This is a genomic window from Paenibacillus pseudetheri (assembly GCF_924513355.1).
In the GTDB taxonomy this organism is placed as follows: domain Bacteria; phylum Bacillota; class Bacilli; order Paenibacillales; family Paenibacillaceae; genus Paenibacillus_AQ; species Paenibacillus_AQ pseudetheri.
The window spans coordinates 14394-38334 of the sequence record NZ_CAKMAB010000003.1; the positions used below are offsets into that span (position 1 = coordinate 14394).

The following is a 23941-nucleotide window of genomic DNA, read 5'->3' on the forward strand; positions in this document are numbered from 1 at the left end:
ACTGTTTCTTTTTTGTAATTTTCTGAAAAAAACGGTATGGTAAACTTGTTTGTAAATGAAAGGAAGTGATACTGTGTCAAATACAGAAATAATGTCTGAACCTGTTGCCCGTTTGCAGGGAGTTACCAAAAAAATAGGCTCTAAGACGTTGGTGAGCAATTTAACGCTGGATATCCCGCCGGGTCAAATATTCGGTTTTTTGGGACCAAACGGAGCAGGGAAGACGACTACAATACGGATGATGGTAGGATTAATTTCCATTAGCAGCGGGGACGTCCTGATTAGTGGCCATAGTATTAAAAATAATTATAAAGAGGCTATCGCGAGTGTCGGGGCTATTGTAGAAAATCCTGAAATGTATAAGTTCCTGTCCGGGTATCAGAATCTTAAACAATTTGCACGGATGGTACCGGGAGTCAGTAAGCAGCGGATTGATGAGGTTATTGAGCTGGTCGGGCTTGGTCAAAGAATTCATGACAAAGTGAAAACTTATTCCCTAGGTATGCGTCAGAGACTTGGAGTGGCTCAGGCGCTACTAAACCGACCGAAGCTACTGGTTCTAGATGAGCCGACCAATGGGCTTGATCCACAAGGTATACGTGAGCTTCGTGACTATCTGCGCCTACTCTGTCGTGAAGAAGGAACAACTGTATTTGTCTCTAGCCATTTACTTTCCGAAATGGAGCTCATGTGTGACAGTGTAGCCATTATCCAGAATGGACACCTGCTTGAGGTAAAACAGCTAAAAGAGGTAGGCAATGTTACAATGCCTATCGGAGAAACCTTGTTTGAGGTTGACGATGCCGAAGCTGCACTTGCTCTCATAGGACAAGGAACATTTAAGAGCGGTGGGCTTGTAGTTGAGGCGGCGCGTGAAGATATTGCTGAGTTTAATGCCAGACTAGTGGCTGGCGGGATTAAAGTGTACAGTATCAAATCACTTGCCCGTACGCTAGAGGATCAATTCTTAGAGGTTACAGGAGGTGAAGGAATTGAGTAATTTTACAGCGTTAATACATAATGAGAACATCAAGATATATAGTCGTGCTCGCACATGGATTATGCTGATTATTCTAGCAGTGTTTAGTGCGTTTCTTCCGGCTCTTATGTATTTCACAACGGATAACCCTGCATCACGTTTAGGCGTTTGGGACAGCTTCCAAATGATAGTGAGTGTTGTATTCTTCCTGAATACGATCTTCGTTGTTGTTATAGCCGCTGACTCCGTAGCGGGCGAATTTACCTGGGGAACCATCAAAATGCTGCTGATTCGCCCGTGGAGCCGTTCCCAGATCTTACTCTCAAAATACATTAGCATTGTGTTGTTTAGCTTGCTTTGTACTGCAGTATTGATTGTTTTTGGTTTAGCTGCATCGTTTATTTTCGCCTCACCAACTGGAGACACACTGTCTTCGATTGTAGCTTGGAGCCCTGCTGAGTATTCCTTTATGGATCTCCTATGCCGCTATGTCACTCTTTTCTTGACGGTTACGCTTGCTTTTATGATCTCTTCCGTATTCCGTGCAAGCGGATTGGCGATTGGGTTATCTATGTTTATCATGTTTGCCCAAGGTATTTTCGCGGCTTTGCTTAATCCGGATGTGTTCGAGTGGGCCAGATATTTAATTTTCACTCATATGGATCTAAGGGTCTATATGGGATCTGATGTTGGTCCAGGTGGTGCTACACTAGGCTTCTCCATTGCTGTGCTAGCAGTGTACTATGTTATATTCTTGTCTGTTTCCTGGTATGTCTTCCGTAAACGGGACGTTGCTGGATAAAAATAGGCTTAACCGGCTTCAAGCGTTCCTTCTGCTTTGGAGGAGCGTTTTGCTGTCTTGTCCTTTTTCGTATTACTTTTGAGCTCACCTGCTTGTTCAGAGGTGGGCTGTTCTTGCATGGCGATGGACCCATTAAGCAGGCTGCCCTCCGTAATACTAAGTGCTCCTGCAGAGATATTACCGTGTAGCTCGCCAGTACCAGTCATAATGAGCCTACGGTCCGCGGTAACATCTCCATATACTTTACCAGCGATAACGATCTCTTCTGCTCTAATACTGGAGCGCACCGTGCCTTCCTCACCTACAGTGACTACACCACTGCATATAATTTCTCCGCTAAAGGTACCTTCAATCCTCAGGTTCGTATCGCAATGTACTTTACCCTCGAGCGTACCCCCATGCCCGATGAGAGAGTCAGTAGACTTGATAGAGGCACGCTGCTGCCGCTTGTTCCACATGTATAAATTCCTCCTATTTCATATATTTTGACATTAACGTTTAGGGTTTAACATAATCCAATGGATCTACAGTTTTATTCTGCTTCACTACCTGGAAATGAAGATGAGGTCCTGTGCTTCGACCAGTGTTTCCAAGTAAGCCGATCTTCTGCCCCTTGTTAACCTTGTCTCCCGCAGATACATTCATTGCCTGCAGATGCATATACCAGGTTTCAAGCCCATTCGAATGCTTAATCACGATATACTTGCCTCTCGCACCCATCTGCTCGGAGGTAACGACCTCCCCATCTGAGGCGGCATATACAGGATCGCCTAAGTTCCCGGCAATATCGACACCTGAATGGAACGCGGATAAGCCTCTGAAAGGATCTGTTCGGTAGCCGAAGCTTGAGGAGATGACCCTAGAATCGGTAGGCCAGAGTACCGCTGCATTTAGTCTGGCTTTTTCAGCTTGAGCTTTTTTTGCCTGTTGATTGGCTTGAACGTTATTCGCATGCTCCGCCAGAGTAATAGTCTGAGTAATACTTTCCACCATTTCATCGAGCATACCGTGGATCTCTTCGAAATCGTCTTTTGTTTCCTCCACTAGAATCAGCGATTCGTTCTGATAAGACGCGATATATTCTCCGCCTACCTGTGATGTGATTGTAGCTTTAAAAGATGTCTCATTAGGGATTGGTACAGCGTAACGGCTCGATAAGCCTAAGGTTGAATTTGAAGCGGTTGATCCCGTTTTTGATTCTTTTGTTTCAGCAGCGGAGCCTTTGCTTTTGTTAATCAATGATTGCAACTCCTGTTCCAGCGCATTTACACTCTTCAGCTTGTCTTTAATATTATCTGCCTCTTCGGATAGCTCGCTAACTTGAGTACGAAGCTGCATAAGATCCTTATCCTTGTCAGCGACCTTCATTTCCATGCGGAGATTGGTTAGTGATAGTGCGGCTGCCTCAGCTTCCAGTTGTGAGATCGACTGTGAGGCATGGAAATGCATAGAGGTGACCAGACTGGAGAGGGACAGGGCTGCTGCTGCCGGCAAGGCGAACGCAAGTGGCTTGGAGATCTGGAGTTGTTTGACGGGGCGTCCGGCATCCCTTACGACGAGCAGCGTAATCCGGTTATGATCTGGCTGACTCTTCATGGCTTCTCCTTTCTGCGGCATATGGCAGCCGCCTTACGATACACAAAGCTAACGACCTTACTTCCATTAGGCTCATCCCGAATTGTCTTACTACTCTATGTATTCCATATCTTTCAGGAACATGACAACGGTTTGTTTGAATAAAGAAAGAGAGTTACGGCAAAACCTGTACTAGAGTCGCCGCAGCGAGTCTATTGCAACTGTTTTATTAAATGGAGGGGGTAGTGAATTGAAGACGTTTGCGATAATTCTAAGTCTTTTTATTATACAGATCGCGGTAATTGTATTTATGGAGTTCCGTCGCCCGCAAAGGGCTATAGCGTGGTTGTTCATTTCATTCTGTTGTCCGCCACTTGGTCTTGCATTCTATTATTTTCTGGGCCGTGATTATGGTAAGAATCGAAAATTGAACAACAGATGTATTTCACTCGCTCGTGAAATTCGTTCGCATGTCACTGGCAATATTAAGGTAGTAAAGGATGTTACGGAGATTGGAAACGTTCAGTTTGAGAATAATAAAGGTCTGTTGGATTTGCTCTCAAAAATCTCTGAAGGACCGATTACTGGTCACAACAAGAGCAGGATATTGTCAACTGCTAGAGAAGCGTATGATGCTATGCTGGAAGCTTTGGAGGAGGCGAAAGAACATATACACATGGAATTCTATATTTATCGTAATGATGAGATTGGTGAGCAATTCCAGGATGTTCTGATTCGGAAGGCGCGTCAGGGCGTTAAGGTGCGCTTGCTTTGTGATGGTCTGGGCAGCCATCAATTAAGCCGAAGATTTATTCATACGTTGAGAAATGCGGGAGTAGAGTTCCACTTTTTTTTACCGCCGATTAGTTCTCTGTTAAAGCGTCGATTTAATTTCCGCAATCATCGGAAGATCCTGGTGGTGGATGGGCTCGTTGGCTTCACAGGTGGCATGAATATAGGGGATGATTATTTGGGGAAGGATCTGAAAATGGGATATTGGCGAGATACTCATCTTCGTCTTGAAGGAGACTCGGTATATTATATTCAGTATGTCTTTTTAAAGGATTGGAGATTGGCCTCTGGCGAAAGTATGAGTCATCCGCGTTTGTTCCCAAAACATGCTTGTGAGGCGCAAGAAGCTGTGCAGATTGTTGGGAGTGGTCCGGATGCTGCATTAGACGCTTCTCAAGAGATGTATTTTGCCGCCTTATGCGCAGCAAAACATCGGATTTGGATTACATCTCCGTATTTTATTCCTGATCCTGCCATCTGCCGGGCTTTGAAAAGCGCAGTACTCCGTGGAGTGGATGTAAGAATTATCATTCCGGCAAAGCCTGACAATCTGCTTGTCTATCATGCTTCTTTGTCTTATTTAGAAAATCTACAAGATGCAGGGGTGAAATTCTACCGCTATACGAAAGGATTTATGCATGCCAAGATCATGATTATCGATGATCTGCTCGCTACGGTGGGCAGTGCAAATCTGGATATGCGCAGCTTTTATTCTAACTTTGAATTGACTGCTGTACTGCTACATCCGGAAGCTATATCTTCACTTGTCAGAGGGTTTGAGAAGGATCAAAAGCACAGTGAATTTATTGATCCTGTAAAGTTTAAGGAGAGAGGGAGAATTGTCAAACTCGGTGAAGGGCTGTGTCAGTTGTTATCTCCGCTATTATGACTGGAAAGGGGACTAAATCTGAATTTTTCGAAGGATATAACGTGTTCCATTCATTATTAGGGCTTATTTTGTGATATAATAATTGTATAAGAAGAAATGTAAGAAAGTATAGATTTTAATTATACTTCCGAATGTTTCAAAACTATACTGTTAAATTGTAGGGGGAGTTCTATGAATGTGAGTCCACAAATGATTGCCAAAGAGGAAAAGAACAAGCTGCAGAAGACCGGGACACATAAAATGGCTAAGTTCGCACAGCGAATGATCATGTTATCCATTGGGGCAGCAATGATGGCCGTTGCACTAGAAATATTCCTCGTTCCGAATGAAATGATTGATGGTGGGATTACTGGTATCTCCATTATTTTATCATATCTTTTCGACATTCCTCTGGGAATTTTATTGACACTGTTAAACCTTCCGTTCTTGTTAATTGGTTATAAGCAAATCGGTAAGACCTTTGCCTTATCTACCTTATATGCAATCGTACTTATGTCTATTGGCACCTCATTGTTGCATCACGTAAGTGCCTTTACGGTTGAGCCCATGCTTGCTGCCGTGTTTGGTGGTATCATTCTTGGTGTTGGTGTAGGGTTAGTTGTACGTTTTGGGGGATCTCTAGATGGTACAGAAATTGTTGCTATTCTTGTAGCCAAGAAGCTTCCCTTCTCTGTAGGTGAAGTTGTTATGTTCTTCAACCTGTTCATCTTATCCGGAGCTGGATTTGTGTTCGGTTGGAATAATGCGATGTTCTCACTAATTGCGTATTACATTGCATTCAAGGTAATCGATATTACACTTGAGGGTCTAGATCAGTCGAAATCGGTATGGATTATCAGTGATCAATTCCGTGATATCGGTGAAGCTTTGACGGAGCGTCTTGGACGTGGTGTTACTTATTTAGATGGAGAAGGCGGATTTTCCGGGGAGAATAAGAAAGTAATCTTCGTGGTTATCACCCGTTTGGAAGAAGCCAAGCTTAAATCTATTGTTGAAGATTGGGATTCAGATGCATTCATCGCAATAGGTAACATTCATGATGTTAAAGGTGGCCGTTTCAAGAAGAAAGCAATTCATTAGCTTGAATTATAAGGAAGTATAAGTGTCACGCTATACTGTATCCTTATTATTCTCGCATAAACGTTTACCGTCCTAAAGAGGACGCCGCAGGCGTTTTAGCTTGGCACTTTAGTATTATTAACTGAAAGAAGGTATTTTTACGAATAATGAAGCAATAAATACGGTGAACAAGACTCGATATTCCGTATTCTTATACAATATACCTTCTGTCCTTGAGTGGGACGCCTGATAAGCCCGTAGCATGAAGTAATGCTGCGGGCTTATTGCTGTTTTTTGGTTCATTTTTTGTGGCAGTTTATCCATCCCTATGGAAGCTTAGCAATGAGCTGTTTAACGGGTTGCGGTGGCACTTTTTCCAAAAGATCTCCCATCCGTTGCAGGCGTTCCTCAATATTGAGCAGATGAAAATCAGTAGGAGACACGTTTTGCTGAACCTCTTTCCAGAGCAATGGTGTGGATACTGTAGCAAGTGGCCTGGCACGTGGTGTGTAAGGTGCAGCTAATGTTTTACCACTGTAATGCTGGAGGTAGTCAAAATAGATTTTATCTCCGCGATTCTTCTTCAGACGCTCCAAGGTGAATAAATCGGGGTGCTTCTCGGTGACATAACGACCGACAAAGTGACCGATTTTTCGCAATCCATCAAAAGTAACGCCAGTCTCGATGGGAACTATGATCTGCACCCCGGTAGCGCCGGACGTTTTGGGCACAGAAGATAAACCAAGGGAGGTTAAGACCGTCCCTACGATTGCAGTTGCTTCCATGATACGGGGCTCGACCTCACGTGACGGGTCTAGATCAATCATCCATTCACAAGGCAGATCGCTACCTACATAATGCAAAGAAGGATGGAACTCCAAAGCAGCCAGATTACCCAGCCAGATCAGCTCAGGTAAACCTTGCAGCTTGATATAATTAATATTCTCGTGAACAGCGGTTTGGACAAAGGCCGGAAGAGGATCAGGTGCATTTTTCTGATAAAAGGACATTCCAGAGATACCATGCGGATAACGTATTACGGTTAGCAGCCGATCTCGACAATAACGCAGCAGGTAGGGAGAGAGGGCGGCGAGCTTTTCCAGATAGATCCGCTTCGTAATTCCGCAATCCGGCCATAGCAGTTTCTCTGGGTTGGTGATGGTTATCTCTTGGCCGCCTACGGTAATTGTGCCTTTAATGGCTGCTGGCATCCTGAACCTCCTCTCTGTTATAGGAATGAGGGTATTATGTGCTAGTCTGTTCCTTTTCATGAAAAAAATATTTCCAAAGTGTCCCTTTTGGACGATCATAGGAGTTATAAGGTTATACGGTTATGTGAAAGGGGAGTTTGCTGATTTTGGACGGGATTGAACACACCGTCGTTCGGGTACAGGCAGGCGAGGTCGAGTCCTTTGCCCTTATCGTCGAAGCTTATCAAAAGCCGATTTACGGCTATTGCTGCCGGTTGCTTGGGAGCCGTACGGAAGCGGAGGATGCGGTACAGGATATTCTGGTGAAGGCATATCAGCATATAGGCACGTATCGCCCTATCGCGAGCTTCTCTTCATGGCTATATAAAATTGCCTATCATCATTGCCTCAGTCTGATCCGCAAACGTCAAAGACATTTGAAGATTATGGCACTTTTTCAACCAGATCCTCCTGCAGAAAGCCCGGAACAGTTGATGGACCGTTACATATTTAACGAACATCTCTCCTTAGCCCTCTTGAAATTGAAAATGGATGAGCGAAATCTGTTAGTTCTGCGAATCTTTGAGGAACAGAGCTTCCCGGAAATTGCGGAGATCCTCGATAAAAATACGGATGCAGTGAAGAAGAAATACAGGCGTACGATTACGAAGCTTGGCAAAATACTACATGCTCATAAAGGGGGGACGGAATGGTGGGGCAACGAAGCTTTGTTGAAGAGAAAATGATAAAGAAAATGGACACATTGGGGAACAGTGACGAACTAGATGTAAAAGCAGCAGTTATGAAACGGGTTAGGGAAATTCACGATCAACAGAAAACGATGGACGGAGAAATGACGAACTTCAGAGACGAGCTGAAGCCGTTCTCAGAGCCGGGAGATCCCGTTATGCAGAAGCAAGAGAAGACACTCTCACATCCATCTAAATTTAGAAAAAGACTTCTCTCAGGGGTCTCCGCAGCTGTATTGCTAGGGATGATTGGATGTGGTGTTCTTCAGTTGTCTGGTCATGAAGTTTTAAAGGAACAGGGTAGCCGGTTTGGGATTGACATCATACAACCTTCGGATGGTGTTATTACACTTGTGAACAGCGGAGGGAAGGCGGTTGTGCAGACGGTGCACTATAATACCTCTGTTCCCACGACCTCTCCTGCGAGAGAGAAGTATCTGAGTTTATTAGCGACTTATAAAGAGCAGGTGCTTGCTCGCTTGAACGCTGGGGAAATGGCTGCTTATTATGTGAATGATACTGAATTTACTAAGTTGACCAAAGGTTTAGGTTATGGAAATGAATTGCAGTTCGCTTTTAATCCTCCTGTGCATTCGAAATATCAAGACTTCGTAAAAGAATTACAAGTAGCTGGTGATTTCTGGACAGACCTGCCTTCCAAGCTCGCGAATGGTTATGAATTTGAGCAAGGGACTTTCAATGCAGCTTCCCCTTACAAGTCGATAAATACGGAATATCAAGAAATACTTGAACAATTTCAAAAGAAAGCTAAGGATGATAAAACCGACCAAAAGCTGTTTATGGAGAATATAACTATGGATGGTATAGAGAGTGCAGAAGTTACCTACCATAAGGGGAATGAAAAAATCACACTAACCTTAATGCAGAGTGCTTATATGGGTTATACATCGCAAGCATCCATCTTGGAAGGTCAGACTGCTGAAAAATGGTCTCTGACAAACACCGGCAAAGAGGCGGTTTTTATTGCTGCGAGTACAGAGCAGGGCGCGCAGGCTTGGCCTTCTCAGAATCGTTTGTATTGGTATGATGAAGCCAGTCAGATGATTCGTAGTCTACATGATGAACTGAATAACAGTTTGACCCGTGAACAATGGGAAGTGATTGCCAACAGCTTTATTCGCTAGCAACTGCTGTTCTAACTGTACATTACGAGGAGCTTTCTCAAAAGTAGTGAATTCTACTTGGGACAGCTTCTTTTTTTGTGAGAAAATGTCCCCTTTGCCCATACTCAGGTGTTATAGAAGTGTAGTTGAAAAACAGGATGAGATTACATTTACCATTTTAGAAGGAGATGATTAGAAACTTGAAGCTCAATGATACATTTAGAAAAACACTGATCGCACTCTCGGCAGCAACCTTGCTGGGAACAGGAGTGGTCGTGGGGGGAGATGTACCAGGCTTGTTCCTTTCAGTTGCGGCGGCATCAGGACAGCAGGCTGCAGCACAAACCGATCAGAAGACCCAGAAGGAATTGCAGGCACTAGTAGCTGGAGTGAAGGAAGGTACGCTGCTGGCTTATTACGTAAATGATAAAGTCTCCAACCCACAGGATTCAATTAGCTTCTCCGGCAAAGGATTTGTTTTTAAAGACTATAAGTCCTTTGCAGCTAAGTTTAAAGCGCTAAAGGGCCCGTCTAATCTGCAGCCCGGAAATCTTCCTAAAGGCTTCAAACTGGAGAGAGCCGTCATTTATCCGCCGGCTGTGGCAAACGATTCAGAGCTGTATTTGCAATTAGAGCAGGGTCTAAAGGCAGCGGCGGCAGGTGATCCCAATAAACAGTTGTTCAGCAAGATTATCAGTTGGAGCCAGACGAACTTGTCTATGCAACTGTATGCCAAAGGAAAAGCCAATTTTAGCATTGTAACTGGAGCGCCGCCCGCCAAACTTCCCGAAGGAGCGGTGCCTTTTGTACGAGCTTCGGAAACTAAGAAAGAACTGACGGTCAACGGTAGGAAAGTAATTCTTACAACCGATTCGGCTAAAGAAGCAAGTTTCAACACTAAGCTAGTGTGGCTGGATAAATCAGGCGCAATACAATATACCCTTTCAGACAATCGGGTCAGTAAGCTGACGACAAATGAAATGTTGGCTGTAGCTAAAAGCATGATCAAATAACCAAGGGTTAAGGGAGGATATTATAATGATGATTAAAAAAAGTGCGGCCATCACGGCTTTGAGCCTGATAGTGTTAATGAGTGCGGTAAGTGGAACAGCAGGCGCAGTGCCTTCAGGGAGCAATAATAAAAGCAAAGGTACGGTTCCGGTTGAGCAGAAATCACCACCGGTATCGCCAACGATTAAGGATTTGATTGCCAAAGAATATGCTGTTCCCCTACAAGCGGGAGAAATTAAGGCCCTCTATGTTAATGACAAAAAATCTAATCCTGAGGAAGATTTGAGTGTAAGCTATATGCCATACAGATTTAGCTCTATAAACGAAGCAGCACAGAAGCTATCTGCATTAACTGGGAATTCACTCCTGATACCCGCTGCTCTACCAGACGATTATAAGCTACAGGACGTCGTTTTAAATCCAGTGCTTCCGAAGTTTTTCAGTACAGAGTATAAAACCCTCAGAGATCAGGTGAAAGCTAAAGCACAAGCTGCTGGTAAAAAAGTGATTTCACAAAGCTTAAAGTGGAGCGATACAGAAACCTCTATCACTTATCTGCGAAATGGGGAGAGATTGAATTTAAAATCAGCTCCAGCATATACACTTCCGGAAGGTGTTACTTTAGCGCAGCTGCCTGGTGACCAGGATGAAAATTTGACCATCAACGGGGTTGAAGCAGTCTACACGGTGTTTGGTCCTCACCATGGAGATCTAAAAGTCCAGCTTGTATGGTCCAGTGCGGATGGAAGTATTGATTATAAGCTTACGAATACGAAAAATACTGCGCAGACTAAAGCAGAGCTGGAGGCTATTGTGACGACTCTTACAGCGCAATAAGAAACGTCCTCCCGATAAATTCGGGAGGACGTTTTTTGGGAAAGATTTTATCCTTTTTGCTCCATCGTGCATAATTCCGGGGGAAGATCTACTCTAGCTTGAGTAACAGGCTGGCGCAGAGTGCCTGAGGTATTCCATTCCAGAAAATGAACTTTGAAGACAAGCTTCGGTTTTATCCAAAAAGCACCCTTCCCTCGCTGTGGAACTGCTGCAAAGGGCATCTGATCTATTTTCAAATGATGTGCTTCCGCAGTTAAGTCGCGTTTATCCTGTACAGTCAATTTTCCTGGCCCGGCATGTCCGATATAATGCAAATTTCCTTTAACATCATACAGCCCAAGAAGTAGCGCATTGACGATGCCGTCTCGGAACGTTACACCCCCGGCTACTGCCGTAAGATCAGAAATGATTTTGCGTTTCTGCCAGCGTTTATCTTTTCCACCGGGAGCATAAGTACTGTTGATATCCTTGCAGACGATTCCCTCTAAGCTCTGACTCTGAGCAGCGGCGAATAATTCTGATGGATCGGTATAACTTGGCACAGCCTGAACATGGGGATGCGGCAGCAAAATATCACTTAGCAGCTGCTGCCGCGAGAATAAAGGCTGATCCATCGTCGATTGGCCATTGTAGAACAGAATATCAAAAATCATATAAATGACAGGAACCTGATGCCTAACGACGGAAATGGTGGAGCCATTCTTTAAGCTGTCCCTCCGCATTACCTCGTGAAATGTGGGTTTGCCGTCCTTGAGTGCAATGATTTCACCATCAAGAATAACGGAATCAGCCTTGCAGTAAGCAGATACATCAGTAAGCTCAGGATATTGCGCTGTACGATAGTTGCCACGTCTGTTAATAAGCTGAGTATTGCTTCCGTCGTAATAGGACAACATGCGAACGCCATCCCATTTAATCTGTGCGATCCACTGGTTGCCTGCTGGAAGTTGCCCAGCCAGTATGGGTTCAAAAGGAACAATAGGCTGAAGCTTCATGAGCAGAGCCTCCTACGATACGGTTGTTTTGCTTTTTGCACTGCGACGTTTCGGTTTTGGTGCGATGACTGGAATCGGCCCGGAAGCCTCATTGTGCTGATCGGCAGGTTCGGCGGTGGCTGTTTTGGTCTTGGATGTTTTTCTTTTGGCCGCAGGAGCCGCTTTAGACTTAGTCTTTGTGGTACCTGCTAAAGAAGGACCAGGATCTGTAGGGATATGCTGTACAGCCTGAATACTGGCCTGCAATGCAGCCATTAGATCAATCACATTGTTTTCCTGTTTGGCAGGAGCAATATGAAATTCCTCACCTGCAATTTTATGTGAGATTAGATCAAGCATACGCTGGCGATAATCATCGGTATATTTTGCCGCATCAAAGGGCGTGGATAGCTGTGAAATGAGCAGCTTGGCCATATCCAGCTCTTTATCATTCACCGTTCCTGCTTCGGGCAGGCCAGGCACTTGTGAGACCGGTCTCACTTCATCAGGATAAAAAATAGTCTCGATGGCGAGACAATCCTCCAGCACACGAATAGCAGCCAGACTGCTTTTGGAACGAATCGAAATTTTGGCGATGCCAATTTTACCAGTTTGACGCATGGCCTCCATAAGAAGCCGATATGCATTTGTCCCTGCTTGATCCGGGGATAAGTAATAGGTTTTTTGAAAATAAATTGGATCGATCTCCGTCAGATCAACAAAGTCGAGAATGGTAATGCTTTTGCTGCTTTCGTCGGTCAATTGATCCAATTCCTCTTTGTCGAATAGAACAAACTTCCCTTTTTCATATTCATAACCCTTGCCGATTTCTTCCCAAGCCACCTCTTTGTCACACACCGGACATTTACGTACATACGACAGTGGGCTGCCGCATTCCTTATGGATATAACGCAGAGAAATGTCCTTGTCTTCCGTAGCGGAGAACATTTTAACCGGAACATGCACTAGCCCGAAGCTGATGGCTCCTTTCCAAACGGTATGCATGAGAAACGCCTCCTGATCTAAGTTATTTGCTTTGGGTTAGTATGAGGCAGGACAGGCTTTTCTAGCCGGGTGCATTTTTTGTGAAGCATGGGAAAATATATAATCAGGCCTTTAAAACTAAGGAGGAGAACACAAAGGAATGGAACCAAGAGGTAATGATTGGAGCGATGCACTAAGCGAGCAGGATATTCCGGCAACAGTTGTGGATTGGGAGAGCATTATTGCTTCTCCGAAAGCAAGCCAGGTCTCGGACTCGGAGAAGCTTGATGCGGAATCAACCCTCGAAGAAACTTCGCCATTAGAATCGTGAGATTTAGGAAAAATAAAGGAGGAGAACAGTGATGGACGTCAAACGAGCACAGGATATTTATGCTTCTAAAGAGACGGTAAGTGTGCATTTGGATGGAGAACCTGTATGGATTGAGCATGTGGATGCACAGAACGGAATGGCTACGGTTCAAGTGGGCTCTCGACCAACGAATACGCATACGGTAGGCGTTGAACGGTTAGAGGAGCAAGATCATTAACAAGGGTTTGTTCGAAGAGCTGAGATAAGATAAATCACACTTTTATAAAAGAGACTCTTTATGCTTATTTTTGCGTAGAGGTCTCTTTTTCTATTGTTGGCATACTGGCATGGGAGATTGAATTGGGACAGTTGTTGCGGTGGATGAAGCATACCGATATAATTAATAGTAATGGTTTTTGGCAGGTATATTTTAAAAGGTGGTAGTTGTAGTTGGACAATACAGACGAAACGGTGTTCACTTACCGTTCTTACAGCCTCCAGGATACGGAGTTGCTTGCAGCTGCTCTAGCTACTGCTTCAACGCCAGGGATGATTATCGGTCTGGATGGCGATCTGGGCGCAGGAAAAACAGCCTTCTCACAAGGGTACGCTAGGCATCTCGGCGTAAAGGGGATCGTAAACAGTCCTACTTTTACAATTATTAAAGAGTACGAGGGCCGTCTGCCCCTATATCATATGGATGTATATCGGATTTCGCTTCAGGAAGCGGATGAGCTTGGACTCGATGAGTATTTCTACGGGCAAGGAGTGTGCTTGGTGGAATGGAGCAGTATTATTACGGATTTAATGCCGCCGCGGCATATGCATATATACATGGAAACAGTGGGGCCAGATGAAAGAATGATTACGGTGACCGGAATCGGGGAGCCGTATGGTGAGCTTTGCCGGCAGCTGATCCAGAAGTGGGGTTAAGGAAGATGACGAATCAGAATACAGAGCCGCGCAAGCGGCTTTTAGCGCTGGATACATCAACTGCAGTATTAGGCGTGGCAGTTACAGAGAACGGGGAACTACTGCATGAAATAAATGCTTCCGGAGAACGGAATCATTCGGTGCATTTACTGCCGATCATTGAGCAGGCGCTGCAAGCTACAGGAACTACTGCTGCAATGCTGGGCGGGATTTCTGTTGGTGTGGGTCCTGGATCATATACAGGAACACGTATCGCAGTTACCGCTGCCAAAACGCTGGCATGGGCATGGGATGTCCCAGTTGTCGGTATTTCGAGTCTACATGCAGTGGCGTGGGGCGGATATCAAACAGCCCTCAAGAATAACGTGACAAAAGAGTCGGAAAAAACTAACGACAATATGGGCTACGGACCTGATTGGATCATTCCACTAATGGATGCGCGCCGAGGACAGGTGTATACAGGATTATTCGCAGCTGAAGGAAATAATGCTCCTAGCCGTCTTGAGCCGGATGCTATCCGCCTGATGGCAGATTGGGTGGAGTACTTAGCTGAACGTTTAGGACAGGCGTCAGTCGAGGGCAATAAGCCCGCTGCTCTTTGGTTTGTTGGGGAGACTGCAGTTCATGGCAGTGAGGAATCGCTTCGTCCACTGAAGGATCTTGGTATTTCTATTGCGGTTCCTTATGAAATGGAAGGCCGCTGGACAGGATTTCTTGGAGAAGCGCGGGTTCAGGTAGAGAAAGATGATATCCATAGCTTGACCCCTAACTATACTCAGATTACAGAAGCGGAGGCCAATCTGCGGTTAAGCAGAAAAGGGGGCTTAAAGAAATCATGACGGAAGCGGAATCATTGATAGCTCAAGAGGCTGAACTTGTTTTTCGTTTGATGAAGCTTACGGATATTCCTGACATTCTTATCATTGAACGGGAAGCCTTTACGATGCCTTGGACAGAGGAAGCTTTTCGCAACGAGCTGACACATAATCATTTTGCAAAATATATGGTTATGGAGCTGGCAGGTCATATTATCGGTTATGCCGGTATGTGGGCCATCGTGGATGAGGCGCATGTGACGAATATAGCCCTGCTTGAAGCCTATCGTGGACGTAAATGGGGCGAGCGTCTGCTTGAAGAGCTTATGAAGACGGCATCTTATGTGGGGATGAAATCCATTACGCTTGAGGTACGGGTATCGAACGAGGTAGCACAGAATCTATATCGTAAAAAAGGCTTTCGTTCTGCTGGCACACGCAAAGGATATTATTCCGATAACCGCGAGGATGCGCTCATTATGTGGGCGGATCTGCCAGAATACGAGGAGCACGGTCATATGGAAGGAAGCGTGGAATTGAAATGAAGACAGAAACGGGCGCAGCTCAGCCTGTACTAATACTTGCTATAGAAACGAGTTGTGATGAAACGTCGGTAGCTGTGGTCAAAAACGGCTCTGAGGTGTTATCAAATATCATCTCGAGTCAGATTGAGACGCATCGCGCCTTCGGTGGCGTGGTACCAGAAGTAGCTTCCCGTAAGCATGTAGAGGTGATTACGCTTGTGATAGAGGAAGCACTCGCTACAGCTGGGGTTACCCCAGATCAGTTATCGGCGGTTGCGGTTACGCAAGGCCCAGGTTTGGTGGGGGCTTTACTTGTCGGGGTAGTAGCTGCCAAGAGTCTTGCCCTCGCATGGGGGAAGCCGTTAATTGGCACACATCATATTGCAGGACATATTTATGCTAACCGTTTAGTGGCAGAGTTGCAGTATCCGTGCATGACACTAGTGGTGTCCGGCGGACATACTGAACTGGTTCATATGGAGCGGGAGGGTGAGTTTCGAATTATCGGACGTACCCGTGATGATGCGGTAGGCGAAGCTTATGATAAAGTAGCGCGGGCACTAGGATTCCCTTATCCCGGCGGACCCCACGTGGATCGTCTGGCACGCGAGGCGACTGAGGTTGTACCGTTGCCACGCGTATGGCTGGAGCCGGGTTCTTATGATTTTAGCTTCAGTGGCCTAAAGTCGGCAGTGCTGAATGTTGTGAATCAAAGTAAGATGAAAGGTCTTACGCCAGATGTGGCAGGCATTGCACGCGGGTTCCAAGAATCTGTGGTCGAGGTGCTGGTGGAAAAAGCGGTGCGCGCTGTTAAAGCTACTAACTCTAAGCAGTTATTGCTGTGCGGAGGTGTTGCTGCTAATGCTGGATTGCGCGCAGCATTGATCTCACGCTGTGAAGCGGAGAACATTGAGCTTATTATTCCACCTCCGGTATACTGCACGGATAATGCAGCTATGATTGGAGCTGCTGCATACGTGAAGTGGCAGCATGATGGCGGTACTCCGCTGGATATGGTTGCAGACCCTGGATTCTCACTGGAACATTGGTCTGTATCCGCCTATTGACATCATTTGGAGCTAACGAGTATAATCAGTTCAATTATACAAGGAAACGCGATGAGCGGAAGTAGTAAGGATACTCTGGGATAAGAGAACTGCGGGTAGGTGCGACGCAGTCGAAGGGGACCTGAACTCGTCTGGGAGCGGAACGGTGGAAACATTACCGGCAATTGTCGCCGGAACGTTCGTACACCGTCTACGGGTAACCTCCGTGAAAGGGTGGTCGAGTATCTAACATACTAGACCTTTAGAGTGGATGTTCAATTGGAATCGGCAGTACTTAACCGGTACAGAGCATCAACAAGAGTGGTACCGCGAAGGTTAACAGCCTGTCGTCTCTTGAATGAGATGGCAGGCTTTTTTGTATGGATTTTGCGTAGTGAGTAATGTATATAATACACGCTAAGAACGGGAGTAGTAGGGAATGATGGTGAACAGAGAGCTGCGGGGTGGTGCGACGCAGTCACCGGATGTCTTGAATCTCGCCCGGGAGCGGAGCGGCGGAAAGAAGAGTACGCTGCCTACGGCTGTCCCCGTTATCGGACCTTTCAAGAATATCCTGACATCCTCAGGATGGACCGGGAAGAAGAGCTGGACGCAGCTTAACGGCTTGATTATATTTATAGCCTATGCGTCAAAAAGAGTGGTACCGCGGAGGGGTAACCCGCCGTCTCTTTATTAGAGACGGCGGGTTTTTGCGTTCTTATTAAAGCGATTCGGGTTACGGACTCGGCGCAATATAAGACGCCAAGAGTGAACCTTCTGCACATTCCAAATTGTGCAGAGGATTCATTCGTATCAGCTGCCGGCAGCAGAGGGTGGGGAATTTAGCAGGACCACAAGTCGACGTGTGGTTCTGCGCTGAAGCATAGGCTAGGGTAAGGAATCCAATAAGAGGAAAACAGGAGGAATTCAGATGATTATTCCAGTAAAGAAACGTATACAAATTTTCGATACGACTCTGCGAGATGGTGAACAGGCTCCGGGTGCAAGTCTAACCCCAGAGCAAAAAATACTGCTGGCCTATAAGCTTGCGGATCTGGGTGTTGATGTGATGGAGCCTGGATTTCCGATATCGAGCCCTGGTGATTTTGCAGCAGTACAGACGATTTCTCGTAAGGTGCGAAATGTGGAAATTTGCGGTTTTGCACGGGCGGTTAAAGGAGATATTGACGCGGCAGTCCGGGCAACCCAAGATGCTGAACGCCGGCGGATTCACCTGTTCATCTCCTCTTCTGATATTCATTTGCAACATCAATTGCGTATGAGCAGAGCTGAAGTCGTAGCCAAAGCCCGCGAGATGACGGCTTATGCGCGTCAATTCTCTGATGTCGTTGAATTCACAGCGATGGATGCTGCGCGAACAGGAATCGATGATCTGATTGAAATGATTGAGGCTGTTATTGAGGAAGGCGCTTCTATTATCAATTTGCCCGATACGGTCGGTTACGCATTGCCACATGAATATGGGGAAATGTTCCGGCGTGTGCGGCTAGGAGCAAGAGGTGGAGAAACGGTAAGCTACAGTGCCCACTGTCACAATGATTTGGGGCTGGCTGTAGCCAACAGTCTGGCAGCCATTGATGGAGGTGCGACACAAATCGAGGTCACTGTCAACGGAGTCGGCGAGCGTACAGGGAACTGCGCGCTAGAAGAGCTTGTGATGGCGCTAGAAACCCGCGGGGATGCGATTGGAGCAGAAACAGGCATTGTGCTCGATAAGCTGTATGATACTTCGCGGCTGATCAGTGGAGCGATGCATTTTCCAATCGCCTATAACAAACCAGTCGTCGGAAGAAATGCCTTCCAGCATGAGTCAGGGATTCATCAGGATGGTTTGCTGAAGGATCGTAGCACCTATGAGATTATGGACCCAGAGCGGCTGGGTATCCCGCGTAGCATGATCATTCTGGGCAAGCATTCTGGCAGACATGCGCTGAAGGACCGGGCAGCGAAGTATGGTATTACGCTGGAGCCTGCGGAGCTGGATGCACTTTATGAATCGTTTAAAGAGACCGCTGACCGTCAAAAGGTTGTCAGTGATGACCAGTTACTGCAAATGGTGAGCAGTACTACTGGACAGCAAGCTCAGGTCTATGAACTGGGTGAGGTTCAGGTATTGGCAGGTAGTGCCCAGCGCCGGGTGGCCGCGGTTACGGTTCGCCATTTGAAGTCTGGACAGGAAACTTCTCATACCAGTACTGGGGATGGTCCGCTTGAGGCCATTATCGCTGCTATTGGGCAAGGCATCTCAGAGGACATCGATTTTGCGGGACTTGAGCTGCATTCACTTGGAAGTGGAGAGAACGCCCAGGCGGAGGCGGCTGTGATGGTAGAGTGGGAAGGTCTTAAATTTAGAGGCACAGCTACGCATCAAGATATTATCATGGCAGCAGGGATTGCCTATATTGCAGCCTGTAACGCTGCCCTGCTCTCAACACAAATCGTTTAATATACATCGACCCGCTGTCTGATTTAGAGATAGCGGGTTATTTTTTAGCTTATGATGACAGGTTTTAGGAGGGGTTATGTCTTTTGTCAAGTTGTGGACAACGTTATCCACATATTCTCTACGAATTGTGTAAAAAGTGCGTAAAATCAGCAATGTCAGCTCTTTTTAAAATGCCTTTATAACCATTTTTGTTAGCAATGAAACCTTGTGGGGATTGTGGATAATGTGGATAATTCAGTGGATAATAATTCCTGGGAATTGAAAATACCGATTTAACGCTTAAAAAAAGCCCCTAAGGGGCTTTTTTAGTAGGAAGTTATACACGGAACCTGTGTATAGAGCTGTGGATAACTATTTATGAACAAAATAAGAAATATGAAAAAATATTTATGAAGTGGATTTTACATTATTCGTCAGCAAGGATTTCCCATTCGTTAAATAAATCGGTAAGCTGAGTTTTTTTGTTCTTCAGATCCTCTTCATGACCTTGAAGTGCTAAATAATCCTGATAAACTTCAGGTTTAGTCATTTCATTCTCTATAAAAGCGATCGACTCTTCTAGTGAGGCAATGCCTTCCTCTAGCTCAGCAATACGCCGCTTCCGGTTACGTTCTTCACGCTTGGCTTGCTTGTCCGCTTCGAAGGAGGAAACAGTGTTTTTTTCAGGGACTGCAGCATCCTTGTTGACGTTTTTGGCGGCTAATTCGGCGGCATCTTTCGCAATTTCTTCTAATTCTCGTTTTTTCTCGATATAGTCATCGTAGTTGCCAAGGTATTGATCGATCCCCTCGGGATGAAGCTCCAGCACCCGTTCAGCCATTTTATTGAGGAAATAACGGTCATGAGAAATGAAGAGCAATGTGCCCTCAAAATCAATTAAAGCTGATTCTAGAACCTCACGGCTGACTAAATCCAAATGGTTGGTTGGCTCATCTAGGATGAGCATATTTGCGCCGCGCAACATGAGCTTTGATAATGCAACGCGTGCTTTTTCGCCGCCACTCAGCGCAGATATCTTCTTAAGAACATCTTCACCGCTGAAGAGAAAGTTGCCAAGGATCGTACGGATTCTGGCTTCCTCAATCATTGGATATTCACTCCATAGCTCTTCCATTACTGTGTTCTTTGGATTGAGGCGGGTCTGTTCCTGATCATAATAAGCGACCTTTACCTTAGTACCCCAATTCACAGTTCCAGTTGAAGGCTCACGGGTTCCGGTCATACACTGCAGCAGTGTAGATTTGCCAATACCATTGGGACCGATGAGTGCAGCAGTTTCTCCCCGGCGCAGTTCGAAAGAAGCGTCCTTGAACAAAGGTGGACCATCATTAAAGGCAACCGCAACATTACGGACTTGCAGCACTTCTTTACCAGACATGAAGTCTGGCTCGAAGGAGAAGCTGGCTTTCTTCAGATCGCCCATCGGCCGATCAATACGGTCTATCTTCTCAAGCGCTTTGCGTCTGCTCTGCGCACGTTTCGTGGTAGATGCTCGCACAATATTTTTCTGAACGAAATCTTCCATTCTTGAGATTTCATCTTGCTGTTTCTCATACTGCTTCATCCGTGCTTCATATTCGGCAGCCTTCAAGTCTACATATCGGCTGTAATTGCCTGTATAACGCCGAGATTGATGACGCTCGATCTCTACAATAGTAGTTACAAGCCGATCAAGGAAATAACGGTCATGAGATACGACAAGAATTCCGCCAGCATAACTGCGTAGATAATCCTCAAGCCATGTTAATGTTTCAATATCCAGATGGTTCGTCGGCTCATCCAGCATTAAAAGGTCAGGAGCCTGAAGCAAAATGCGGGCTAATGCGAGTCGAGTCTTCTGGCCACCACTAAGTGTGGAGATAGGTGTATCCGGTGGGAACTCGCCGAAGCCCATACCATGCAGGACACTGCGGATTCGTGTATTCATTTCATAACCGCCGTGATCCTTGAACCAATCTGATCGGCGGGCATATCGTTCGAGCAGTTCTTCGTACCGTTTTGGGTCCTCTGCCAGCTTAGGATCGGCAATGCTTACTTCCATCTCTCTTAGCTCAGCCTCGGCTTCGATCAACGGTGCGAAAACTGCCATCATTTCTTCATGAATGGTTTTGTCAGATTGAAGCCCGCTATTTTGGGCTAAGTACCCGATAGTAGTTTCTTTTGATTTATGAATTTGACCGCTGTCATAGGACATTTCACCAGCCAGAATTTGCAGAAAAGTAGATTTGCCGGCACCATTAACACCCACGAGTCCGACTCGTTCCTTTTCATTTACCTGAAGGCTTATGCCGTCTAGTACGTTCTGTATACCATATGATTTTGTAATTCCTGTCGCTTGAAGAAGCATAACGATGAAACCTCCACCCTTGCATATTTCGCCTTGGTATTTATACCTCAGCCGTATGAACAACTTATTCTATAGTTTACATGAAAAGCGTTTCCCAAGCGAGAGCTCGATATATCGGTAGTAGGGAATAACGAGCTGGTCCAGAAACACAGTTCTATCCACCTTGGCGAACCGGGGAGAAGAGTGGTAAACTGGATTTACAAACAAGGATAAGCTTGGGATAAATATAGGGGGTTGCCGGGCGATGTCAAGCAAGGAGTCGGTGATCTCCAAAGCAAAGCAAGAACTTAGAACTGAGAAGACCATCGCCCGAAACGAGCTCTCCTCGGACCAGCGAAGGGAATTGTCTTTTCTGGTTTGCAAGCATGCGACAGAGTGGCTGAAGACGAAAGACATAGCCTCACTGATGGCTTATGTATCTTTCCGTTCTGAACTCAATACCGACGCGCTTCTTACACAGGCGTGGGAGGACCAGCGTAGGGTACTGCTGCCGCGTGCCCTTCCTGCAAGTGGTGCAATGAGTGTCCATATGGTAAACGCGTGGAGTGAGCTTGAGCCGGGGGCGTATGGTATCCATGAACCTATTGTATCCAGCAAAGATTCACAAGAGACTAAAGTGGTTACACTACCGGATGTTGTGTTTGTTCCGGGGCTGGCTTTTGATCTTCAGGGAGGCAGGCTTGGTTACGGCCGAGGATACTATGATCGATTGCGTGCGTCATGGGAGACGGAAGAGCATGCCGCTGCTAAGCCCCCTGTCTGGATCGGGCTAGCCTTTGGTATGCAACGGGTTCCGAAAGTGCCCATGGATGAGCATGATGCCTTTATGGACATGCTGATTACTGAAAATGGCATTGTGCACTGCCGAAAAGGAGAGTGAGCCGTGGAATTGACCCATTTTAACGAGCAGGGAAGAGCTCGTATGGTGGATGTGAGCGAAAAGGAGATTACGAAGCGGACAGCTGTCGCGCGGGGTAAGATCAAGATGGCTACTGAGACACTTAGTGCCATCAAGGAAGGCAAGATCAGTAAAGGAGACGTGCTTGCCGTTGCTCAGATCGCTGGAATTATGGCGGCCAAGAAGACGTCTGACTGGATTCCGATGTGCCATCCGCTCCCACTCACCGGTATTGACATCCGCTTCTCCGATAACAGCGAAGATGAACTTTATATAGAAGCAACAGTCCGTACTACCGGAAAGACCGGAGTAGAAATGGAGGCATTGACCGCTGTTTCTGCCTCAGCACTAACGGTATACGACATGTGCAAGGCTCTTCAGAAAGACATGATTATCGGACCAACGCTTTTAGTGTCTAAAAGTGGGGGCAAGAATGGAGATTACGCGCTTGAACCATGATCAGAGCTGACGTTCAATGCGCTGAAGCATGTACAGCCAATTATACATAGAGAGGGAGGACAAACCTATGGCGTGGAAAACAGCAATCCTAACGGCCAGCGATAAAGGGGCCAGGGGCGAACGGGAAGACACGAGCGCCCAGGTTATTCGGGAGCTGGTGGAAGAGGAACTTGGAGGCGAGATCGTTGAATATCGGATCGTGCCCGATGAACAAGATGAGATTATCGCAGCTTTGATAGAACTCACAGATTATTTTCAAGCAGATCTGGTATTGACTACCGGAGGTACGGATTTAGCGATTCGCGATGTGACTCCGGAGGCAACCCGGCGTGTAATTGAACGGGAAGTGCCTGGACTTTCAGAAGCGATGCGAAGTACGGTGATGCAAAAAAACCGTGCGGTGATGCTGTTCCGCGGGATATGTGGCATACGCGGACGCACGTTGATTGTCAACTTACCGGGCACACCGAAGGGTGTTCATGAGAATTTGGCAGCCATTATGGATCAACTACCTGAAGCGTTACTTATGGTAACTGGCCAATACCGCCAATAACATTGTCATATTCTTGTCACGTCACAAAGATAAACTATTTATAAAGATAGTGGATGTAACTGTGACATAAGTTATGGTATTATTAGATTATCGTAAACGATACCATGATCGGATAGACGGACAAGGAGGAATAATAATGTTAAGTGGAATTGGTACTCCGGGTATTATCTTGTTGGTTATACTGGCACTGCTCCTCTTTGGCCCGAATAAACTGCCAGAGTTAGGCCGCGCAGTTGGACGAACCTTCCGTGAATTTAAGGAAGGCGCACGTGAAATCATCGGCGATGGTGATCCGGTGAAGAAGAGCGAAGCTCCTGTGCCGACGGCCCCGCAGACGGTCGCTGCAGATATTCCTCAGGACAAACGCCTGCCGGAATAATAAATTTTTAACAATGGGGTAATCTCTCAAGTCTAATAGACTTAGGAGATGCCCCTTTTTCAAAATATAAGAAAGTATAAGTTTTCACACCATACTTTATGTCTTATATTTCTCGCTTAAACGCTTGCCGTCTTTATAAGGACACCGAAGGCATTTATGCTTGATTTGCTTGCTGCTTTCTGCAGAAACGGGCACAGCTATACACAAAGTCGGTGTGGCGTTTCTATTCTTGTCATGGGATGGTG

General features: G+C 46.0%; 25 protein-coding genes and 1 other annotated feature. Of the genes, 19 read left to right on the forward strand and 6 right to left on the reverse strand.

Annotated elements, in window-relative coordinates; translation table 11 throughout:
* Positions 1-91: 91 nt before the first annotated feature.
* Together L1028_RS02935 and L1028_RS02940 are read left to right on the forward strand one after the other, a co-directional pair.
* Positions 92-1000 carry an ABC transporter ATP-binding protein gene (locus L1028_RS02935; protein WP_234531718.1) on the forward strand — a complete coding sequence of 303 codons (909 nt, stop codon included), beginning with the start codon at positions 92-94 and terminating at the stop codon, positions 998-1000.
* A complete protein-coding gene (locus tag L1028_RS02940; RefSeq protein ID WP_234531169.1) occupies positions 993-1781 on the forward strand; it encodes an ABC transporter permease in 789 nt (262 codons plus the stop codon). Before L1028_RS02935 ends, L1028_RS02940 begins: the two co-directional genes overlap by 8 nt.
* An 8-nt stretch (positions 1782-1789) precedes the next feature.
* Here the strand turns inward: L1028_RS02940 and L1028_RS02945 are convergent, their stop codons facing one another.
* Positions 1790-2239, reverse strand: coding sequence for a bactofilin family protein (locus tag L1028_RS02945; RefSeq protein ID WP_234531170.1), 450 nt, complete (start codon positions 2237-2239; stop codon positions 1790-1792).
* Positions 2240-2279: 40 nt separating this feature from the next.
* Positions 2280-3398, reverse strand: coding sequence for a peptidoglycan DD-metalloendopeptidase family protein (locus L1028_RS02950; protein ID WP_234531171.1), 1119 nt, complete (start codon positions 3396-3398; stop codon positions 2280-2282).
* A gap of 208 nt (positions 3399-3606) precedes the next feature.
* On the opposite strand from L1028_RS02950, the gene cls reads away from it, so the two are divergent.
* Both cls and L1028_RS02960 read left to right on the forward strand, forming a co-directional pair.
* Complete coding sequence (gene cls, locus L1028_RS02955) at positions 3607-5037, forward strand: cardiolipin synthase (RefSeq protein ID WP_279306826.1); 1431 nt, start codon at positions 3607-3609, stop codon at positions 5035-5037.
* Between the two features lie 240 nt (positions 5038-5277).
* Entirely contained in the window at positions 5278-6117 is an 840-nt protein-coding gene (locus tag L1028_RS02960) for a YitT family protein (RefSeq protein WP_234531723.1), read from the forward strand.
* A 305-nt stretch (positions 6118-6422) separates the two neighbouring features.
* On the opposite strand, the gene ligD is transcribed toward L1028_RS02960, so the two are convergent.
* Positions 6423-7307: a non-homologous end-joining DNA ligase gene (gene ligD / locus L1028_RS02965; RefSeq protein WP_234531172.1), complete on the reverse strand. Its 885-nt coding sequence runs from the start codon at positions 7305-7307 to the stop codon at positions 6423-6425.
* 146 nt (positions 7308-7453) lie between these two features.
* On the opposite strand from ligD, the gene L1028_RS02970 reads away from it, so the two are divergent.
* The 4 genes from L1028_RS02970 (at position 7454) to L1028_RS02985 (ending at position 11007) form a co-directional block, all read left to right on the forward strand.
* Entirely contained in the window at positions 7454-8032 is a 579-nt protein-coding gene (locus L1028_RS02970; protein ID WP_234531173.1) for an RNA polymerase sigma factor, read from the forward strand.
* A complete protein-coding gene (locus L1028_RS02975) occupies positions 7996-9180 on the forward strand; it encodes a hypothetical protein (protein WP_234531174.1) in 1185 nt (394 codons plus the stop codon). The genes L1028_RS02970 and L1028_RS02975 overlap by 37 nt, the downstream gene beginning before the upstream one ends.
* Before the next feature lie 179 nt (positions 9181-9359).
* A complete protein-coding gene (locus tag L1028_RS02980; protein WP_234531175.1) occupies positions 9360-10172 on the forward strand; it encodes a hypothetical protein in 813 nt (270 codons plus the stop codon).
* 25 nt (positions 10173-10197) lie between these two features.
* Entirely contained in the window at positions 10198-11007 is an 810-nt protein-coding gene (locus tag L1028_RS02985; protein ID WP_234531176.1) for a hypothetical protein, read from the forward strand.
* 47 nt (positions 11008-11054) lie between these two features.
* Here the strand turns inward: L1028_RS02985 and L1028_RS02990 are convergent, their stop codons facing one another.
* Together L1028_RS02990 and ku are read right to left on the reverse strand one after the other, a co-directional pair.
* Positions 11055-12002, reverse strand: coding sequence for an ATP-dependent DNA ligase (locus tag L1028_RS02990; RefSeq protein ID WP_234531177.1), 948 nt, complete (start codon positions 12000-12002; stop codon positions 11055-11057).
* 12 nt (positions 12003-12014) lie between these two features.
* Positions 12015-12986, reverse strand: coding sequence for a non-homologous end joining protein Ku (ku, locus tag L1028_RS02995; RefSeq protein ID WP_234531178.1), 972 nt, complete (start codon positions 12984-12986; stop codon positions 12015-12017).
* Between the two features lie 139 nt (positions 12987-13125).
* On the opposite strand from ku, the gene L1028_RS03000 reads away from it, so the two are divergent.
* From L1028_RS03000 to L1028_RS03030, 7 genes are all read left to right on the forward strand, one after another.
* Positions 13126-13296 (forward strand): hypothetical protein, encoded by a 171-nt coding sequence (locus L1028_RS03000; RefSeq protein ID WP_234531179.1) that lies wholly within the window; start codon positions 13126-13128, stop codon positions 13294-13296.
* A gap of 31 nt (positions 13297-13327) precedes the next feature.
* Positions 13328-13513 (forward strand): H-type small acid-soluble spore protein, encoded by a 186-nt coding sequence (locus tag L1028_RS03005; protein WP_042193364.1) that lies wholly within the window; start codon positions 13328-13330, stop codon positions 13511-13513.
* Positions 13514-13725: 212 nt separating this feature from the next.
* Complete coding sequence (tsaE, locus tag L1028_RS03010; RefSeq protein WP_042185258.1) at positions 13726-14208, forward strand: tRNA (adenosine(37)-N6)-threonylcarbamoyltransferase complex ATPase subunit type 1 TsaE; 483 nt, start codon at positions 13726-13728, stop codon at positions 14206-14208.
* Positions 14209-14213: 5 nt separating this feature from the next.
* Positions 14214-15047, forward strand: a complete 834-nt coding sequence (tsaB, locus tag L1028_RS03015) for a tRNA (adenosine(37)-N6)-threonylcarbamoyltransferase complex dimerization subunit type 1 TsaB (RefSeq protein ID WP_234531180.1) — start codon at positions 14214-14216, stop codon at positions 15045-15047.
* Entirely contained in the window at positions 15044-15568 is a 525-nt protein-coding gene (gene rimI, locus L1028_RS03020; protein ID WP_234531181.1) for a ribosomal protein S18-alanine N-acetyltransferase, read from the forward strand. The genes tsaB and rimI overlap by 4 nt, the downstream gene beginning before the upstream one ends.
* Positions 15565-16614 (forward strand): tRNA (adenosine(37)-N6)-threonylcarbamoyltransferase complex transferase subunit TsaD, encoded by a 1050-nt coding sequence (gene tsaD / locus L1028_RS03025; protein WP_234531182.1) that lies wholly within the window; start codon positions 15565-15567, stop codon positions 16612-16614. Before rimI ends, tsaD begins: the two co-directional genes overlap by 4 nt.
* 389 nt (positions 16615-17003) lie before the next feature.
* Positions 17004-17286: a binding site (T-box leader), on the forward strand.
* A 238-nt stretch (positions 17287-17524) separates the two neighbouring features.
* Positions 17525-19060 (forward strand): 2-isopropylmalate synthase, encoded by a 1536-nt coding sequence (locus L1028_RS03030; RefSeq protein ID WP_042185267.1) that lies wholly within the window; start codon positions 17525-17527, stop codon positions 19058-19060.
* Between the two features lie 406 nt (positions 19061-19466).
* Here L1028_RS03030 and L1028_RS03035 read toward each other — a convergent pair whose 3' ends face one another.
* Positions 19467-21407 carry an ABC-F family ATP-binding cassette domain-containing protein gene (locus L1028_RS03035; protein ID WP_234531183.1) on the reverse strand — a complete coding sequence of 647 codons (1941 nt, stop codon included), beginning with the start codon at positions 21405-21407 and terminating at the stop codon, positions 19467-19469.
* Positions 21408-21651: 244 nt separating this feature from the next.
* Here L1028_RS03035 and L1028_RS03040 point away from each other — a divergent pair, with 244 nt between their 5' ends.
* From L1028_RS03040 to L1028_RS03055, 4 genes are all read left to right on the forward strand, one after another.
* Positions 21652-22287 carry a 5-formyltetrahydrofolate cyclo-ligase gene (locus L1028_RS03040; RefSeq protein WP_234531184.1) on the forward strand — a complete coding sequence of 212 codons (636 nt, stop codon included), beginning with the start codon at positions 21652-21654 and terminating at the stop codon, positions 22285-22287.
* Positions 22288-22290: 3 nt separating this feature from the next.
* On the forward strand, positions 22291-22764 hold the full coding sequence (moaC, locus tag L1028_RS03045; RefSeq protein ID WP_279306827.1) for a cyclic pyranopterin monophosphate synthase MoaC: 474 nt from the start codon (positions 22291-22293) through the stop codon (positions 22762-22764).
* Positions 22765-22831: 67 nt separating this feature from the next.
* On the forward strand, positions 22832-23317 hold the full coding sequence (locus L1028_RS03050; protein ID WP_020429419.1) for a MogA/MoaB family molybdenum cofactor biosynthesis protein: 486 nt from the start codon (positions 22832-22834) through the stop codon (positions 23315-23317).
* 136 nt (positions 23318-23453) lie between these two features.
* Entirely contained in the window at positions 23454-23696 is a 243-nt protein-coding gene (locus tag L1028_RS03055) for a twin-arginine translocase TatA/TatE family subunit (protein WP_234531185.1), read from the forward strand.
* The last annotated feature ends 245 nt before the right edge of the window (positions 23697-23941 follow it).

Excerpts from the sequence above, each read along its gene's own strand:
- tsaB (WP_234531180.1), top strand. The coding sequence starts at position 14,214 with ATGACGAATCAGAATACAGAGCCGCGCAAGCGGCTTTTAGCGCTGGAT.
- L1028_RS02985 (WP_234531176.1), top strand. The coding sequence starts at position 10,198 with ATGATGATTAAAAAAAGTGCGGCCATCACGGCTTTGAGCCTGATAGTG.
- L1028_RS02960 (WP_234531723.1), top strand. The coding sequence starts at position 5,278 with ATGGCTAAGTTCGCACAGCGAATGATCATGTTATCCATTGGGGCAGCA.
- ku (WP_234531178.1), bottom strand. The coding sequence starts at position 12,986 with ATGCATACCGTTTGGAAAGGAGCCATCAGCTTCGGGCTAGTGCATGTT.
- L1028_RS03000 (WP_234531179.1), top strand. The coding sequence starts at position 13,126 with ATGGAACCAAGAGGTAATGATTGGAGCGATGCACTAAGCGAGCAGGAT.
- L1028_RS02950 (WP_234531171.1), bottom strand. The coding sequence starts at position 3,398 with ATGCCGCAGAAAGGAGAAGCCATGAAGAGTCAGCCAGATCATAACCGG.
- L1028_RS03005 (WP_042193364.1), top strand. The coding sequence starts at position 13,328 with ATGGACGTCAAACGAGCACAGGATATTTATGCTTCTAAAGAGACGGTA.
- ligD (WP_234531172.1), bottom strand. The coding sequence starts at position 7,307 with ATGCCAGCAGCCATTAAAGGCACAATTACCGTAGGCGGCCAAGAGATA.
- L1028_RS02935 (WP_234531718.1), top strand. The coding sequence starts at position 92 with ATGTCTGAACCTGTTGCCCGTTTGCAGGGAGTTACCAAAAAAATAGGC.
- L1028_RS03055 (WP_234531185.1), top strand. The coding sequence starts at position 23,454 with ATGTTAAGTGGAATTGGTACTCCGGGTATTATCTTGTTGGTTATACTG.
- tsaD (WP_234531182.1), top strand. The coding sequence starts at position 15,565 with ATGAAGACAGAAACGGGCGCAGCTCAGCCTGTACTAATACTTGCTATA.
- L1028_RS03030 (WP_042185267.1), top strand. The coding sequence starts at position 17,525 with ATGATTATTCCAGTAAAGAAACGTATACAAATTTTCGATACGACTCTG.
- L1028_RS03035 (WP_234531183.1), bottom strand. The coding sequence starts at position 21,407 with ATGCTTCTTCAAGCGACAGGAATTACAAAATCATATGGTATACAGAAC.
- L1028_RS02990 (WP_234531177.1), bottom strand. The coding sequence starts at position 12,002 with ATGAAGCTTCAGCCTATTGTTCCTTTTGAACCCATACTGGCTGGGCAA.
- rimI (WP_234531181.1), top strand. The coding sequence starts at position 15,044 with ATGACGGAAGCGGAATCATTGATAGCTCAAGAGGCTGAACTTGTTTTT.
- L1028_RS03050 (WP_020429419.1), top strand. The coding sequence starts at position 22,832 with ATGGCGTGGAAAACAGCAATCCTAACGGCCAGCGATAAAGGGGCCAGG.
- L1028_RS03040 (WP_234531184.1), top strand. The coding sequence starts at position 21,652 with ATGTCAAGCAAGGAGTCGGTGATCTCCAAAGCAAAGCAAGAACTTAGA.
- L1028_RS02945 (WP_234531170.1), bottom strand. The coding sequence starts at position 2,239 with ATGTGGAACAAGCGGCAGCAGCGTGCCTCTATCAAGTCTACTGACTCT.
- L1028_RS02975 (WP_234531174.1), top strand. The coding sequence starts at position 7,996 with ATGGTGGGGCAACGAAGCTTTGTTGAAGAGAAAATGATAAAGAAAATG.